Source organism: Hydrogenophaga sp. PAMC20947, assembly GCF_004795855.1.
Classification (GTDB): domain Bacteria; phylum Pseudomonadota; class Gammaproteobacteria; order Burkholderiales; family Burkholderiaceae_C; genus Hydrogenophaga.
In genome coordinates, this window is sequence record NZ_CP039252.1 from 4,654,504 (window position 1) to 4,669,316 (window position 14,813).

At 64.7% G+C, this 14,813-nt stretch carries 16 protein-coding genes; 7 read left to right on the forward strand and 9 right to left on the reverse strand.

Features of this window, described 5'->3' with window-relative positions:
- Positions 1-102 precede the first annotated feature (102 nt).
- Positions 103-813, reverse strand: coding sequence for a pseudouridine synthase (locus E5678_RS21235; RefSeq protein WP_136180373.1), 711 nt, complete (start codon positions 811-813; stop codon positions 103-105).
- 303 nt (positions 814-1,116) lie between these two features.
- Here E5678_RS21235 and yaaA point away from each other — a divergent pair, with 303 nt between their 5' ends.
- The 4 genes from yaaA to queF all read left to right on the forward strand — a co-directional run bounded on the left by yaaA (position 1,117) and on the right by queF (position 4,602).
- Positions 1,117-1,893 (forward strand): peroxide stress protein YaaA, encoded by a 777-nt coding sequence (gene yaaA / locus E5678_RS21240; protein ID WP_136180374.1) that lies wholly within the window; start codon positions 1,117-1,119, stop codon positions 1,891-1,893.
- Between the two features lie 2 nt (positions 1,894-1,895).
- Complete coding sequence (locus E5678_RS21245; RefSeq protein ID WP_136180375.1) at positions 1,896-2,795, forward strand: 2OG-Fe(II) oxygenase; 900 nt, start codon at positions 1,896-1,898, stop codon at positions 2,793-2,795.
- Positions 2,796-2,863: 68 nt separating this feature from the next.
- Complete coding sequence (locus E5678_RS21250; RefSeq protein ID WP_136180376.1) at positions 2,864-3,751, forward strand: alpha/beta hydrolase; 888 nt, start codon at positions 2,864-2,866, stop codon at positions 3,749-3,751.
- A 5-nt stretch (positions 3,752-3,756) separates the two neighbouring features.
- Complete coding sequence (gene queF, locus E5678_RS21255) at positions 3,757-4,602, forward strand: NADPH-dependent 7-cyano-7-deazaguanine reductase QueF (protein ID WP_136180909.1); 846 nt, start codon at positions 3,757-3,759, stop codon at positions 4,600-4,602.
- 124 nt (positions 4,603-4,726) lie between these two features.
- Here queF and E5678_RS21260 read toward each other — a convergent pair whose 3' ends face one another.
- From E5678_RS21260 to E5678_RS21280, 5 genes are all read right to left on the reverse strand, one after another.
- Positions 4,727-5,506 (reverse strand): anti-sigma factor, encoded by a 780-nt coding sequence (locus E5678_RS21260; protein ID WP_136180377.1) that lies wholly within the window; start codon positions 5,504-5,506, stop codon positions 4,727-4,729.
- 16 nt (positions 5,507-5,522) lie between these two features.
- Positions 5,523-6,116: a sigma-70 family RNA polymerase sigma factor gene (locus tag E5678_RS21265; RefSeq protein WP_247597059.1), complete on the reverse strand. Its 594-nt coding sequence runs from the start codon at positions 6,114-6,116 to the stop codon at positions 5,523-5,525.
- 50 nt (positions 6,117-6,166) lie between these two features.
- Positions 6,167-6,853: a plastocyanin gene (locus E5678_RS21270; protein ID WP_247596857.1), complete on the reverse strand. Its 687-nt coding sequence runs from the start codon at positions 6,851-6,853 to the stop codon at positions 6,167-6,169.
- Positions 6,850-7,344, reverse strand: a complete 495-nt coding sequence (locus tag E5678_RS21275) for a group 1 truncated hemoglobin (RefSeq protein ID WP_136180378.1) — start codon at positions 7,342-7,344, stop codon at positions 6,850-6,852. The genes E5678_RS21270 and E5678_RS21275 overlap by 4 nt, the downstream gene beginning before the upstream one ends.
- Before the next feature lie 86 nt (positions 7,345-7,430).
- A complete protein-coding gene (locus tag E5678_RS21280; protein WP_136180379.1) occupies positions 7,431-8,387 on the reverse strand; it encodes a DUF3034 family protein in 957 nt (318 codons plus the stop codon).
- 385 nt (positions 8,388-8,772) lie between these two features.
- Here E5678_RS21280 and E5678_RS21285 point away from each other — a divergent pair, with 385 nt between their 5' ends.
- The gene (locus E5678_RS21285; protein WP_247597060.1) at positions 8,773-9,261 is read left to right on the forward strand and encodes a DUF3455 domain-containing protein; all 489 of its coding nucleotides are present in this window, start codon (positions 8,773-8,775) and stop codon (positions 9,259-9,261) included.
- An 84-nt stretch (positions 9,262-9,345) separates the two neighbouring features.
- Here the strand turns inward: E5678_RS21285 and E5678_RS21290 are convergent, their stop codons facing one another.
- Positions 9,346-10,407, reverse strand: a complete 1,062-nt coding sequence (locus E5678_RS21290) for a histone deacetylase family protein (protein WP_136180381.1) — start codon at positions 10,405-10,407, stop codon at positions 9,346-9,348.
- A 279-nt stretch (positions 10,408-10,686) separates the two neighbouring features.
- Between E5678_RS21290 and E5678_RS21295 the strand changes: the two genes are divergently transcribed.
- Complete coding sequence (locus tag E5678_RS21295; RefSeq protein ID WP_136180382.1) at positions 10,687-11,904, forward strand: hypothetical protein; 1,218 nt, start codon at positions 10,687-10,689, stop codon at positions 11,902-11,904.
- 129 nt (positions 11,905-12,033) lie between these two features.
- Positions 12,034-12,630: a CBS domain-containing protein gene (locus tag E5678_RS21300; protein WP_136180383.1), complete on the forward strand. Its 597-nt coding sequence runs from the start codon at positions 12,034-12,036 to the stop codon at positions 12,628-12,630.
- Between the two features lie 49 nt (positions 12,631-12,679).
- Here the strand turns inward: E5678_RS21300 and E5678_RS21305 are convergent, their stop codons facing one another.
- The gene (locus tag E5678_RS21305) at positions 12,680-13,525 is read right to left on the reverse strand and encodes an enoyl-CoA hydratase-related protein (protein ID WP_136180384.1); all 846 of its coding nucleotides are present in this window, start codon (positions 13,523-13,525) and stop codon (positions 12,680-12,682) included.
- Positions 13,488-14,798 carry a DNA polymerase IV gene (locus E5678_RS21310; RefSeq protein WP_136180912.1) on the reverse strand — a complete coding sequence of 437 codons (1,311 nt, stop codon included), beginning with the start codon at positions 14,796-14,798 and terminating at the stop codon, positions 13,488-13,490. Before E5678_RS21310 ends, E5678_RS21305 begins: the two co-directional genes overlap by 38 nt.
- Between the last annotated feature and the right edge of the window lie 15 nt (positions 14,799-14,813).

A 14,813-nucleotide genomic window follows, 5' to 3' on the forward strand; every position in this document is an offset into this window, starting at 1 on the left:
TCACATAGGCTTTGAACAAGGTCCTGGTGCATGGAGCGACTGGTTTGAGGTTTTGATCTGAATGACAGCAACGGGTCGATACGAGTCGGTCAACGTCCTTGTTCAGTCAGTCGCGTCTTTGACGTATGAGTCCCAGATCGCCCATTCAGGGCCAGGCTCGGCCGTGATGTTCAGGGCCTGCCCTGTCACCGGGTGTGAAAGTGCCAGCGTGCGGGCGTGCAGCCACATGCGCTGCACACCGATGAATGCCGCCACGGCCCGGTTGAGTGGGCCTTTGCCGTGGGTGGTGTCGCCGATGATGGGGTGAGAAATGTGCTTCAGGTGGCGGCGCAGCTGGTGGCGCCTGCCGGTCATTGGCTGGAGCTGCACCTTTGCAAAACGCGTGGCCGGGAATTCGTCATAAGGCAAGGCCAGCTCGCCCCGGGCCAGCGTCGTGAAGCGGGTTTGCGCAGCCTGGATCTCTTCGCGCTGGGTGCGCATGTCGTCGGGCATTCGCTTGAGCGCGTGGTCGATCAGGCCCTCGGGCTGCGGCCAGCCCCGCACGATGGCCTGGTACGTTTTCTGGATGCCGGTGCCTTGCTCGAAGGCCTGTCCGATCAGGCGGGCGGTGTCGCTGTCGAGGGCGAAGAGCAGCACACCGCTGGTGCCTTTGTCGAGTCGGTGGGCAGGCCAGACCATTTGCCCGATCTGGTCGCGCAGCAATTGCACGGCAAACCGGGTCTCGCCCGCGTCCAGGCCGGTGCGGTGCACCAGCAGGCCGGGTGGTTTGTGAATGGCGATCAGGTGATGGTCGTGGTGAAGAATGTGCAGCATGGAGACCCTATTGTCGGCCTTGGGTCGCAGGTACACTTTGCGCGGTGCGCAGGTTCAAGCGGCCTTCTGGAGGGGGTGTGCGTCCCGCCCGCCGAGCGCTGGCACCCGCATGTGACGATGCCGCAGTGGGTTGGCGCAACAACCCAGAAGGCCTGCTGGTTGCTTCGGCTTTCCCCGGCCCTCACAATGACTGGATAGGCGAGGGCAACCCGTGGACCAGCTAGCAGCAGCCTGAGCAAAGTTCAATGCGCCAATCGGCCCCTGCCACCGGGTGCCCTTGAGATAAACTAACCGATCGAATTGATGCTGTTTCTGATTTCCCCCGCCAAGGCGCTCGACTACGAGACAGCGCCGCAGACCAAGACCCACTCCCAGCCGCTGTTTGTGAAGCAGGCGAGCGAACTCATTGAGGTGATGCGCGAGAAGTCGCCGCAACAGATCGCTGAGCTGATGAGCCTGTCAGACACGTTGTCGGGCCTGAACGCGGCCCGCTACCAGGCCTGGGTGCCCAAGTTCACGGCCCGGAACAGCAAGCAGGCGGTGCTGGCGTTTGACGGCGATGTGTACGGCGGGCTGGACGCCAAATCCCTGGGCGAGGCCGAGCTGGACTGGTTGCAGCAGCACCTGTGCATCCTCAGCGGTCTTTACGGGGTGTTGCGCCCGCTGGACCTGATGCAAGCCTATCGACTGGAGATGGGCACCCGCCTGCTCACACCGCATGGCAAAAACCTGTACCAGTTCTGGGGTTCGCAGATTGCCGACTACCTGAACCAGCGCGCAGCAGCAGACAAGACACCGGTGGTGGTCAACCTGGCGAGTGAAGAGTATTTCAAGGCGGTGGACCGCCGCGCGCTCAAGCCGCGTGTGGTGAACTGTGTGTTTGAGGAGCGCAAGGCCGATGGCTACAAGATCGTGAGTTTCTATGCCAAGCGCGCGCGGGGGTTGATGGTGCGCTACGCGGTGGAGCACCGGTTGAGCCGCATTGAGCAACTGAAGGACTTCTCTGCCGAGGGCTATGTTTTTGCACCCCGCGAATCCGAGACCGATCGCCTGGTGTTCCGAAGAGACTCCCAGCCCTGACCATGGTTCAAGCCGTCACCCCCGCCCTTCGCGACTGGATCGTCGAACAGACGGTGGCCGGCTTTGCGCCCGAGGCGGTGCTCGCGGCCATGGTGGATGCTGGCTGGGAAACGGATCTGGCTGCGGTCGCGCTGGAGGACACGTTGCGCGAGCACCTGCGCCGCCGTGGACCTGTGGGGGCCACGCCCCCAGCGCCGGTTGCACAAACTGCAAATCGCCAGCCAATGGGCGCTGGGGCACTGGCCGGCCGCCTGCCCGAAATCGCCCGGGACGGCGCGCAGTCGCTGCTGGATCTGGGGGACCGCAGGGTGGCGGTGCTGGCCAGCCTGTCTTCACCTCGGGTGGTGGTGCTGGGAGGGCTGCTGAGCGCAGACGAGTGTGAGGCCCTGATCGAAGCTGCGCGGTCGCGCCTGGCCCGTTCGCTCACGGTGCAGACGCTCACCGGCGGCGAGGAACTCAACCCCGACCGCACCAGCAACGGCATGTTTTTCAACCGGGGCGAAAGCGATCTGATTCGCCGCATTGAGTCACGCATCGCCCGCCTGTTGAACTGGCCCGTGGAAAATGGTGAAGGCATGCAGGTCTTGAATTACCCGGTGGGGGCTGAGTACAAACCGCATTTTGACTATTTCGACCCCGCCGAGCCCGGCACGCCGACCATTCTCAAGCGCGGCGGTCAGCGGCTGGGTACACTGCTGATCTACCTCAATGAACCCGAGCGCGGCGGTGGCACCACGTTTCCAGACGTGGGCCTTGAGGTGGCGCCCCAGCGGGGCAATGCGGTCTTTTTCAGTTACGACAAACCCCACCCTTCCACCCGTACCTTGCACGGTGGCGCGCCAGTGCTGGCCGGGGAAAAGTGGGTGGCCACCAAATGGCTGCGAGAGCGTATTTTTGAGTAGCGGCCGGCTTTGCGCCATTTTTGCCTGAGTCCAACGGATGGACTGGCCTTGTTTTGTTTTCACGCTCCATGAACGTCACCAGCAACGGTTTGCAATTTGAAGTGGAGTCCACCGGCCCGGAAGATGCTCCGGCGGTGTTGTTGACCATGGGACTGGGCATGCAGCTGGTCGCCTGGCCCGAGGTGCTGATCCAGGCGCTGGTGAAAGCCGGCTTTCGGGTGGTGTGTTACGACAACCGGGATGTGGGTTTGTCCAGCCACCTGGACCACCTGGGGCAGCCACAGATGCTGTGGCACTTCCTCAAATCACGCGTCGGGCTGGCGTTGAAGGCACCCTACAGCCTTCAAGACATGGCCGTCGACGCCATCGGCATTCTGGACGCCCTGGATATCCGCCGGGCCCACCTGATCGGGGTGTCCATGGGCGGCATGATTTCGCAGCGCATGGCCGCCACGGCGCCCGCACGAACCCTGAGCCTCACCAGCATCATGAGCTCCAGCGGAGCCCCCGGGCTGCCTGGCCCAGGCAGCGAGGTGACCCGCGCCATGATGCAACGCCCACGCAGTGGGGTGCCACAAGACGTGGTCGACCACACCCTGGAGGTGTTCAAGCTGCTGGCCAGCCCCGCTTTTCCGCAAGATTTCCCGGCGTACCGCCAACACCTGATGGCGGGGGTACAGCGCAGCTACAACCCGCCCGGTGTCATGCGCCAGATGTTGGCGGTGGTGAGCGATACCTCCCGCCACGAGCTGCTGGCCCGCATCACCTGCCCAACCCTGGTCATCCATGGCACGGCCGATCCGCTGGTCCCGATCGAAGGCGGGCGCGATACCGCTCGCCGCATCGCGGGCGCCCGGTTTGAAGCCATCGAGGGCATGGGCCACGACTGGCCGCCCGGCGTGGCGCGACGCCTGGCCGATCTCAGCATTCCCCACCTCTTGTCTGTTTTGTCATGACCTCCCTGAACACCCCTGAGCTATCCCAGCTGGGCAAGGCTTCGGCCTACATCGACCAGTACGACGCTTCTTTGCTGTTTGCATTGCCGCGCGAGCCCAAGCGCACCGAAATCGGCATCAAAGGCCATGTGCCTTTTCTGGGGGCCGATCTCTGGACCGCGTTTGAGCTCTCGTGGCTCAACCCTCGCGGCAAGCCGCAAGTGGCCATCGCCCACATCACCGTCCCCTGCGAGAGCACCCACATCGTTGAGAGCAAGTCGTTCAAGCTCTACCTCAACAGCTTCAACAACAGCCGCTTCGAGAGCGCCGACCAGGTGCGCGAGCACATTCGAACCGATGTGAGCGCGGCCATCTGGCACGGCGGCAAGGTGCAGTCAACGGCTGGCGTGCGCCTGTTGTTGCCCGAGCTGTTTGACTGTGAGCCCATTCGCGAAATGGAAGGCCTGTCCATCGACCGGCTGGATGTGGAGTGCAGCGTGTACCAGCCGGCGCCCGAGCTCCTGAGCGCGGCGCTGGATGAGAAACCGGTGACCGAGATCCTCACCAGCGATCTGCTCAAAAGCAATTGCCTGGTCACGGGGCAGCCCGATTGGGGCAGCGTGCAGATCACTTACAGCGGTCCGCAGATCGATCAAGGGGGGTTGCTGCAGTACATCGTGAGTTTTCGCAACCACAATGAATTCCATGAGCAATGCGTGGAGCGGATCTACATGGACATCATGGCCCGCTGCAAGCCGGCCAAGCTCAGCGTGGTGGCGCGCTACACGCGCCGAGGGGGTTTGGACATCAACCCCTGGCGCAGCAGCCACCCCCAACTCCCGCCACCGAACGTGCGCAATGCGCGCCAGTGACCTTGATGATCTGAACGGCCCATGCTCGCTGATCAAGCCGCTTGGCTTGAAGGTTTTCGGGATCGGCGTGGGGGTCGGGCGCGAGAAACCCCGCAGACGAGCGACCCGGTGATCGGGTCGCCGCTCAGATCATCTTCTGGATCAGCGCGCCCTTGAACAACACCGGTCCGGTCGGCCCGGTCTCGCTGGGAACGCCGCCCTTGGGCTCCAGGCTGATGGCGAGTGTGGGCACTTCGCGCACATCGCCTTCGGCGGCGGCGAGCTTGAGCAGGCGATCCTGAGTCAGCACACCCAATGAGCGCGGCCCACCTGAGGGCGGCAAGGCCCAGAGCTGCAACGATTTGTCGGCCGACTCCTGGAAATCACCCACGCGCTGCAGGGTGAGCCGCTTGTTGTTGGGATCAAAGGTCACCAGCATGGACGGGCTGGCCTGATCGTCGTTCAACACGGCCACGTATTCCACCGCGGGCACGGTGGCGAGCTTGGCCTGCAATTCGCCAATCTGGGTGCCGAGGTTGTCTTGCAGGCCCACAGCTGTGACCACGGCCAGTACGGTGGCCAATGCGCCCGCAGCGGTGGTGCTGCGCCAGAGGGCCAGGCTGCGCAACCATCCCGTTGGGGCAGGCTTGGCTGCGGCCTGCCGGGCTGCGGCCATGGTGGCCTGCTCGCGCTCGGCTCGCACCAGGTTGTCGATGCGCGTCCACACGACCGCCGGGGGTGCGCTGGGGACTTGCAGTTCGTTCATGCTCGCGACGCGGCTTTGCCAGATCAGCGCGGCGGCGCGCACGGGCGCCTGCTCGCGTGCCAGGGTTTCAAAGCGGCGCCGGGCGCCGCCACGCAGTGTGCCGAGCGCATAGGCGCTGGCCAGCTGTTCCAGCAGTTCGGGGTGTTGGCTGAGGTTCATGGTCGTGTCTCTGCCTTCAAGCGAAATGCGCCATGCAGCCGCGCAACTGGTCCAGGCCCCGGCGTATCCAGGTCTTGACCGTGCCCAGCGGCAGCTTGAGCTGTGCGGCGAGTTCGCCATGGCTCAGGTCGCGCAGGTAGGCCAGACTCACCACTTCGCGTTGTTTGTTTTCCAGCTTGCCCAGGCACTGGTGCAAGGCCCAGGCCTGCTGGCTGGCCAGGCTGGTGTCCATGGGGTTGGGGGAATCCCCTTCAAGGGTTTCGGCCATGGCGCTGTCGTCGATGTCGTCGGTGAGGTGCTCACGCTCGGCCTTGCGCCGGCGCAGCAAGTCGAGCGACCGGCTGCGCACGATCAGGCCCAGCCACGCCATGGGTGGGCTGAGCGAGGCGCGGTAGTCGGGCGCGGTGCGCCAGATCTGCATGAAGGTGTCTTGCAGGGCATCTTCGGCCCACTCGCGGTTGCGCACCACCCGCAGCGACAAACCAAACAGCTTGCCCGAGACCAGCTCATACAAGGCTTTGAGTGCGGCTTCGTCGCGTGCGGCCACGCGATCGATCAGGGACATCAGCAGCGGGTCTGGGTGGTCAAACATGCCCGCATTGTGCGGCATGGCGCGCACGGGCGCTGACCGCCAGCTTTTCCAAGGGGCTTGCCATTCCATCACGACCTCCGGCGGCGGGGTGTGATGCGGGTGGGCACGTCCACGGCCGTGAGCGGCTTGATCGTGATCGGCATGGGGCTGGCTTCGATCAACTGCTCAGCGTGCCAGATGCGCACTTTGGCCGCTCCTTCTGGCAGGTTGGGCAGCATGGCCACACCCTGATCGTCGGTCTTCACCGCCCAGGGGCTGTCGGTCACATAGATGCTGCCGCGCATCGATCCATGGATGTGGCAGCCCAGTTGCAGCGGACCGGTTTGCGTCAGCACCACGCTGCCCGACTCGGCGGGTTTGCCTTCGATCTTGCCGCCCATGCGCAGCTCGAAGCCACTGCCGGGCGCCGCGTTCAGTCCCGCCAGGCCGCCGGGCAGCCCACGCACGTGGTGTTCCCAGCCGTCCAGGTTGGTGAAAATCACCTTGGAGCCCAACGGGATCACGCTCACGGCAGGCACAAACTGCATCTTTTGTTGGGCGATGTGTGTGTCGACCGCCGTTGGCGCGGGCGGGCGCTGCGCGGTGGCGTCGGGCTCCACGATCACCACGGCGTCGGGCAACGGTGTGCCGTCGCGCGCCAGTACGGTGACTTGCAGGGTGGCCGCAGCAGCGGCACTCGACAGCAGCCCGCAGGCCAGCGCCCAGCCGAGTGGGCGGGCGAATGGGCGAATGAAAGGGCGGCAGCGCGCGCTCATCGGGTGTTCACCACGTCGCGGTGCATGGGGGCGAGCAGCGCCAGCATCTGGTTTTGCCGTGTGAACGGAATGCCTCGCGCGTCCATGCTCTGTTGCAGCACCTCCACCAGCGCATTGAAATGGGCACGGGTCACGTCCATGTTGCTGTGGGCTGTTTTCATGTCAGGGCCCTTGTAGACGCAGGGGCCACCGGAGAGCTGGCACAACTGGTCACCCAACTGCTGGGCGAGGTTCGCCAGGTTGGTCTCTTTGAATTGATCGCCGATGCGGGCATCGGCGCGCAGGCGCTGCACGAAATCGGCCATGAGGGTGCGGATGCCGGCCTCTTCACCAAAGGCTTCGTACAGGCCGGCAGCGGGCGCGACCGGGTAGGCGCTGGCCGCGCTGGGTACCGGCATCTGGGGTGCTGCAGTCTGGGCCATGGCGATGGAGCTGGCTGTGCTCAAGAGCGCGGCGATGGACAAGGCGAGGGTATTGAGCGGGTATTTCATGGGGTGGTGCTTTGATGGGGTGCAGGGGTGAAAGAGGGCGGGGCTTGGGGTGCTGTTGGGGTTTGGGTTCGGGTTCGGAACGCCGCTCAGAACGCGAGCTGGGCCGAGACGTAAACGCCGGTCTGGCGTTTGCCTCCGGTGGTGGCGGGAACGATGCGGCCCAGGTCGACATAGGCGGCGGTCAGTGAGACGTTTTTGCTGGGCGCCCAGGCCACAAAGATGTCCTTCCAGTCGTCACCGCGCAGGCCATCGCCCAGGCCGGCTGCGGCGCCGGCTCGCTGGAGCTTGTTGGGCATGCCGCGGTATTCAAAACCGACGGCCAGGTTGTTGCGGATCAGGTAGGCCACCGAGATTTCGGGCTGGATCTCATAGCCGTTGTCGGCTCCGCCGAGCGTGGCGCCAAAGCCCAGCAGACCGTTCTGGTTGGCCTTGGTGGCGCGCAGCGTGCCGTTCACCACGATGCCTTGCGCAAGAAAGAGTTTGGTGGCGCTGACATAGACATCGGTGCCGGTGCGCTTGGCACCCAGCGCGTCAAGCGTGCCGTCCAGGCCGCTGGACTCCAGCTGTTTGGCCTGCACGCCCACGGCGATCTGCGGCATGAGGGTGTCGCTGTCAAGCACGGCATCGCCCGCCACGCGCAGCTTGGCGCCGATGATGTTCTGCCGCAAATGCAGGCCGGGCAGGCCCAGCAGCTGGCCGGTGATGCCGGTGTTGAAATCCTGGCGCGCCACCGAGAGCTCCACGCGGTTGTTGAAGGCCACCGCCGCACCGGCCACGGTCAGGCCGTAGTCCTGCGTTTTCGCATGGCTGACAAAGGCCGACACACCGGTCTCGCCTTCGGTGGCCTGGGTGCCGATCACCGCCCATGGCGACAGACCGCCACCCGCGGCGCCTTCGATGGTGCTCACACCACCGGTGAGCAAGAGTTTGCCGGTGTCGGCGTGGGCGGGAGACAAGCCTGCCATCAAGGCAGCAGCGGCGGCCAAAGGCAATAGGACGCTTGTGCGGTGGGTCTTGGCGTGGGTTGTGGTGGTGTGCGTCATGGTCTTTTGAAGGGGCGAAAGGGTCGTCGCGACCGGGAGGGTGGGGGCCGGTGCCTTCAGTGCGGGGCATTGATGAGGCTGGCCAACCCACTACGCAGCGCCATCGGTTATGGATTCACGGCCTGTCGATAACCCCAAAACATTTGTGGGATTTCTGAATCCGGGGGCCAGGGCCTTGCGTATCCGGGTGGTCGGTCCTGCTTTGCGGGGCTTCGGCTGTTTTGAGACCCATCACCACAACCCACAGGACTCCACCATGAACAAACTTGCTGCTTCCTCCCCTTCTTCCCACATTGCACGGCCGTCTTTGCGCCTGACCCGTTCCACACTCAACACCGCCTTGGCCACCACCGCCCTGATCGGCCTCACAGCTTGCGCCGGCAACATGGCCACCCAGCCCGACCAAATGGCTTCGGCCAGCATGGTGCCCGAGACCATGCAGGTTCCCCCAGGCCACAAGGTGGCCCTTGAAACCGTGGGCATGGGCCTGATCACCTACGAATGCCGCGTCAAGAAAGATATGGCCGGCGCATACGAATGGGCCTTCGCCGGCCCTGACGCCAAGCTGATGGACCGCAGCGGGAAGCAGGTGGGCAAGTACTACGGCCCGCCCGCCACCTGGGAAGCGGTGGACGGCTCCAGGATCACGGGCAAACAGATCGCCGTGGCCCCGGGCGGTGCGGGCAATATCCCGCTGCAGTTGGTGCAGGCCAACCCGGCCATGGGCCAGGGGGCGATGACGGGCGTGACCTACATCCAGCGCCTGAAGACCCAGGGCGGTGTCGCACCCACGGCCGATTGCGGCGCGCCCAATGTGGGCGCCAAGCTCACCGTGAACTACCAGGCCGACTACATCTTCTGGAAAGCGGTCTGACCCTTCAGCGGAGGCAGAATCCAGCCCGGGAGGCCTGGGTCTTCCGGGCTTTTTTGTGGTTTTGCGGGTTCAGTGTTCCGTGGCTCACGCCGCCATCTGGAAACCTTGCAGCAGGTTCACGGCGTTTGTGCCCACCTCGTTCACCGCGTAGCCGCCCTCAAAGGTGAACACGGTGGGCAGGTCGGCGTCGGCCAGCCGACGGCCGATGGTGGTGTAGTCACCGCTCTTGAGCGTGAAACCCGAAATCGGATCGCCTTCAAACGTATCGAGACCCATGGGGACCACCAATGCCTGGGCCTTGAACGTGTGCGCCGCGTCCAGGGCCTGGTCCAGTGCCTTGATCCAGGGCATGAAGCCGGTGCCGCGGGCCAATGGCAGGTTGAGGTTGAAGCCTTCGCCAAAATCGGCGCCCCGTTCGTCGGCATGGCCGAGGTAGAAGGGGTATTCGGTGAGGGGATCGCCGTGGATGGACACGGTGAGCACATCGGGGCGCTCATAAAAGATCGTCTGGGTGCCGTTGCCGTGGTGGTAGTCGATGTCGAGCACCGCCACCCGCTCGAAGCCCCGGCTGCGCAGGGCCTGCGCAGCGATGGCGGCGTTGTTGATGAAGCAGTAGCCACCAAAAAAATCGGGCCCTGCGTGGTGTCCGGGCGGACGGGTCAAAGCGAAAGCACTGCGGGCGCCAGCGGCCACGCTTTGGGCGGCCGCCAGCGCGCAGGCTGCGCCCATGCGGGCTGCGGCCCACGTGCCACGGGTCAGCGGGCTGCCAGAGTCAAAAGCAAATGCGCCGAGGCGGGCCGCGAAGTTCTCGGGCAGCACATCGGTGCGAAAACCGTGGCGATTGGGCATGGGCCAAATCGAAGGCAAGGCGTCGCGATCGGCATTGAAGGGGTCCATGGCCACCCACTCGGCCCAGGCGCCCTTCAGGAAATCCAGATACCGCCCGCTGTGCACGCTGGCGAGCGCTGCATCCAGGTCCGCGTCCAGCACCGCCGGCACGAGCCGATCGCCCAAAGGGCGTTGCTCCAGCGCCTGCATGACAAAGTCGAGCCGCGCCGGGACTTCGTGGCAGTCCACCATGCGGCCGCGGAACATTTCCTGTCGGCCCGCATGGAGCAGGTGGTCGGGGTTGTGAAAAGTCTTCATGACCGAATTTTCGCATCTGGGCCAGGAGCCTTCTGCCGTGCAGGCACAGGGGCGCTGATCCCGGGCGAGCAGATCCCTGGGGGCGCTGTGCAGCGCTGCCGGGCTGGGGTGTCCTCATATTCCAGGATGCCGTGCGGTAGTTCTCAACACCTTGGCTTGTGTTGGCGGGTTACAGTTTGAAACAAAATAGAATCACACTCACGGTCCGAAACGACCCGCAGAACCGCGCGGCGCTTGGGCCGGCGGAGGCAACAAGGTCAAGCAGTGGTGGAAGGGGGTATGTCGGTTGCTGAATTGGTGGTGTGGGCGGGCATGGCCGGCGCTGTGGGCGTGCTGTGTCTGGTGGCGCTCGGCGACTGGTTGGTGCAACGCACGGCAGATACCGCTCGTGGCCTGGCTTTTATCTCGATGATGGGCGGCGCTTCCGTGCTGATGTCGGGATTGCCCGAGCAGGTATGGCCCTTGCTGGATCCTCTGGCGCTGCTGTCCCTCAAGGCGACGCTGGGGCCCATGAGCGGGGCGTTGGCCTTGGGCTATCTGGGTGCCTGGCTGGAGGCTGGCCGCAGCGAGACCTGGATTCGGCGGGCACTGTGGCTGGGGAGTTTTCTGCTGGTGCTGGGGTCGGTCGGCCTGGCGATGGCGGCGGTTCTGACCGGTGGGCGCCATGCGTTTCAGGTGCTCGCCGTGTCGGGCGCCATGACGCTGCTCATGGTGGTTTTGGCGCTGGTGGTGAGTGTGCGGGGTGCCATGCTGGGTGACCGGTTGGCGCGCTGGATGGTGGTGGCTTGTGCCTGTCTCGGCGCGAGCGTGGTGGGTTTGTACGCCAAAGGCCTGGGGGTTTCCGGGCCGGGTGTCTTTCTCTGGTTCTGCACGGCGCTGTTCTCGGTGGCCTATTTCCTGATCGTGATCGCCTTGACCATTCAACGCAACCGGGAGGTGCGTCGCCTGCGTCACCTGGCGGCAGGCTTGTCGGCCCAGGACTATGCCATTCCGATGCCCCAGGGTTCCTTGTTGATTCCTCGGGTGGCCGAGGCGATGTGGCGCAGCCACCGGCTGGAGCGACCGTGCGTGGTGGCGGCTTTGGTGGTGCGCAACCTGTACGAGTTGGGCGATCAGGTCGAGCAGGGTTTTGAGGCCCAGATTCTCGCTGTGCTGGCCGCGCGTGTGCGCCGGCATGTGGGCTTTCGAAACGTGGTGGGTCTCTACCATCCGCGCTGTTTCATTCTGGCGGTGTCCTCCAGCCAGGATCCCCGGCGCGGCGAGCTATTGGTGGAAGCCTTGTTGCAATCGGTGTGCGAGCGCGTTAGGGTGGGCTCGACCGATCAGCATTTCAATTTCTGGCCCAACGTGGCGGTGGGGGTGGTCGATGTGACGCACTCGCCGGTGGACGCACTGGCTGCCATCGACCGCGCCGAGCAGCTGGCACTGGAAAGTCCGGCCTGGAAGGACCCAGACGGCAGGTGGGAAGACGCCGAGACCCGGCCTTCGGCCTTGTAAGTTCGTCAGACGGCACTGGCCTTTGGCCCCTCGGGGCTGGACACCAGTCCTCAGCCTGGTTTAAGTTTTGACGTGTTGAATGGATGGTCAGAACCGTTTCCATAGACTTGCCAACCACCGGAGTAACCCATGCAATCGACCACCTTGACCACCTTCCGTTTTCCCGAAGGCACCCACATTGCCCGGGCACAGCCCGCGGCAGGCCAACCGGTCACGCTGGAATCCCCTGCGCGTGCGGTGATGACCGATCTGACCCATGTGCGCGCGGCCACCATCAGCCCCGACACGCCCTTGGTGCAGGCACGCCAGACCATGATTCATCAAGGCGTTCGCCTGCTGTTTGTGGTGAGCCAGATGCCCGATGTGGAAGGCCTGATCACGAGCACCGATCTTGAGGGCGAGCGTCCGATGCAGGTGTTGTCTCGCCGCGGCGTGAAACACGGCGATCTGGTGGTGTCTGACGTCATGTCGCCACTGACCGCCCTGGACGCCATCGATCTGGCTGATCTGGCGCACGCCAATGTGGGCAAGGTTGTGGCCACGCTCCAGCACCTGGGTCGGCGCCACTTGCTCGTGATCGAAAAGGCGCGCGACCTGGAAGGCGCTCCGCGGGTTCGGGGCGTGATTTCGCTGGCGCAGGTGGAGCGGCAGCTGGGCCACCCCATTCCACTGGTGGAAATGGCTCACAACTTCGCCGAACTCAGCGCCTCGCTTTCAGCGGTCTGAGTTTTGCCGCTGCCAGCCGAGTGCCCCGCGTGAGGCGGGGCGGCTGGTGTCAGCCCATTTCCTTGAACGACGACAGCGAAGACAGCGCCGGGAATTGCGCTGCGCGCTTTTCTTTCATGGCGGTGATGGCCTCGATCACATGGCGGTTGCTCCAGATGCCCGCTTGCAGCCAGCCCATCTGGCGCAGGCTGTCTTCGGTGGAGTGGTCGCGGGTGTAGTCGATGGCCTGCTTGGTGCCCCAGATGGCGATGGGGGGCTTGCTGGCGATTTCCTTGGCGCACTGCAGCGCGGCAGCCACCATGGCTTCGGCGGTGTCAAACACCTCGTTGACCAGACCGTAGGCCAAGGCCTTGCTGGCGGGCAGGCGGCGCCCTGTGTAGGCCATCTCTTTCACCACGGCAATCGGGACCAGCTTGGGCAGGCGCTGCAGCGTGCCCACGTCGGCCACCATGCCGATGTTGATTTCCTGGATGCAGAAGAAGGCGTCGGCCGTGGCGTAGCGGATACACGCCGCCGTGACCATGTCCACGGCGCCGCCAATGCAGCCGCCCTGAATCGCGCAGATCACCGGAATGCGCAGGGTCTCAATCTTGGTGAACGTGGCTTGCATGTCGCCCAGCGTGTCAAAAATGGCCGCACGGCCTTCGGGGCTTTTGTCGTCCATCTGGATGGCGCCGGAGAAGGTTTCCAGGGCCATGCCGGCCGAGAAATGCTTGCCGGTGCTGCTGATCACCAGGGCGCGGGCCGTGCCCTCGCGGTGGATCTGCGTGAGGATTTCATCGAGCTCGCGCCAGAAGGTGGGGTGCATGGTGTTGAGCACCTCGGGGCGGTTCAACACGAGGTGGGCCACGTGGTCGTCAGTCGAGCTCAGGGAAAAGCAGGTCGGTGTAGTCATCGGAGGGTCTCTCTCTAGCGGTTCGGGCAGGGGTTGTTTCTTGTTCACTGTAGCCCGGCCCCTGGGCTTCTTCTGTCCCGGGTTTGACGAGTTTGCCCACACGCACGCCCAGCAGGCGGATGCGCCGTGTGAGGTCCACGCGCTTGAGGCACAGGCCGGCTTGGCGGCGGATCGTGGCGGCGTCGGCTGTGAAGCTGTCGATGGTGGTGTCGCGTGTCACGCTTTGGAAGTTGTCGTAGCGCAGCTTGATGCCAATGGTCTTGCCGGCGTAGCCCTTGCGTTGCAAATCGGCCGCCACCTGCTCGCACAACCGGGTGAAGACCGCGCCCAGCTCGGCGCGGTCGCGCACGGCGTGCAGATCGCGCTCGAAGGTCGTCTCGCGGCTCATGCTCACCGGCTCACTGCTGGTCACCACCGGGCGCTCGTCGCGGCCCCAGCTCACCTCGTGCAGCCACGCCCCGTAGCTTTTGCCGAAGGTGTTGATCAGCCATCCCCGCTCCCTGGCGGCCAGATCGCCAATGGTGTGAAGCCCGTGTTTTTGCAGCTTTTCGTCCGCCTTGGGCCCCACGCCATTGACCTTGCGGCAAGGCAGCGGCCAGATCAGGGTCTGCAGATCGTCCAGGGTGACGATGCTGATGCCGTTGGGTTTCTTGAATTCGCTGGCCATCTTGGCGATCAGCTTGTTGGGCGCCACGCCCAGGGAGCAGGTGAGGCCCGTGGCCTCAAAGATGCACTTCTGGATCAGCCGGGCCAGCACCCGCCCGCCTTCGCGCTGCCCGCCGGGCACATCGGTGAAATCGATGTAGACCTCATCAATGCCCCGGTCCTCCATCAAGGGAGCGATGTCGGTGATGGTGGCCTTGAACAGGCGCGAAATGCGCCGCACCTCGTCAAAGTCCACCGGCAGCAGAATCGCCTGGGGGCACAGCTTGGCGGCTTTCATGAGGCCCATGGCCGAACCCACGCCGAACTGCCTGGCCGCATAGGTCGCCGTGGTGGCCACGCCGCGGCCGGTGTAGCCCGCCAGGAGCGGGAAAAAGTCGACGGGAATGCGGTCGAGCGAACCGGGCCCCCAGTCCCGATCGGGATAGGCCTCGCGCAGCTGCGCCAATACATCGTCTTCCTTGCGCCGCCCGCCGCCAATCACCACCGGCAAGCCTTTGAGCTGCGGATAACGCAGCAGCTCCACCGACGCAAAAAAGGCGTCCATGTCCAGATGGGCGATGCGGCGGGGCCGCGATGACAGTGGGAGGGAGCTCACCCTGGAAAGCATAGCGCGCACGGCGCA

Coding starts and splice junctions, on each gene's coding strand:
- E5678_RS21235 (WP_136180373.1), bottom strand. CDS start 813: ATGCTGCACATTCTTCACCACGACCATCACCTGATCGCCATTCACAAA.
- yaaA (WP_136180374.1), top strand. CDS start 1,117: ATGCTGTTTCTGATTTCCCCCGCCAAGGCGCTCGACTACGAGACAGCG.
- E5678_RS21245 (WP_136180375.1), top strand. CDS start 1,896: ATGGTTCAAGCCGTCACCCCCGCCCTTCGCGACTGGATCGTCGAACAG.
- E5678_RS21250 (WP_136180376.1), top strand. CDS start 2,864: ATGAACGTCACCAGCAACGGTTTGCAATTTGAAGTGGAGTCCACCGGC.
- E5678_RS21260 (WP_136180377.1), bottom strand. CDS start 5,506: ATGAACCTCAGCCAACACCCCGAACTGCTGGAACAGCTGGCCAGCGCC.
- E5678_RS21265 (WP_247597059.1), bottom strand. CDS start 6,116: ATGCCGCACAATGCGGGCATGTTTGACCACCCAGACCCGCTGCTGATG.
- E5678_RS21270 (WP_247596857.1), bottom strand. CDS start 6,853: ATGAGCGCGCGCTGCCGCCCTTTCATTCGCCCATTCGCCCGCCCACTC.
- E5678_RS21275 (WP_136180378.1), bottom strand. CDS start 7,344: ATGAAATACCCGCTCAATACCCTCGCCTTGTCCATCGCCGCGCTCTTG.
- E5678_RS21280 (WP_136180379.1), bottom strand. CDS start 8,387: ATGACGCACACCACCACAACCCACGCCAAGACCCACCGCACAAGCGTC.
- E5678_RS21285 (WP_247597060.1), top strand. CDS start 8,773: ATGGCCACCCAGCCCGACCAAATGGCTTCGGCCAGCATGGTGCCCGAG.
- E5678_RS21290 (WP_136180381.1), bottom strand. CDS start 10,407: ATGAAGACTTTTCACAACCCCGACCACCTGCTCCATGCGGGCCGACAG.
- E5678_RS21295 (WP_136180382.1), top strand. CDS start 10,687: ATGTCGGTTGCTGAATTGGTGGTGTGGGCGGGCATGGCCGGCGCTGTG.
- E5678_RS21300 (WP_136180383.1), top strand. CDS start 12,034: ATGCAATCGACCACCTTGACCACCTTCCGTTTTCCCGAAGGCACCCAC.
- E5678_RS21305 (WP_136180384.1), bottom strand. CDS start 13,525: ATGACTACACCGACCTGCTTTTCCCTGAGCTCGACTGACGACCACGTG.
- E5678_RS21310 (WP_136180912.1), bottom strand. CDS start 14,798: ATGCTTTCCAGGGTGAGCTCCCTCCCACTGTCATCGCGGCCCCGCCGC.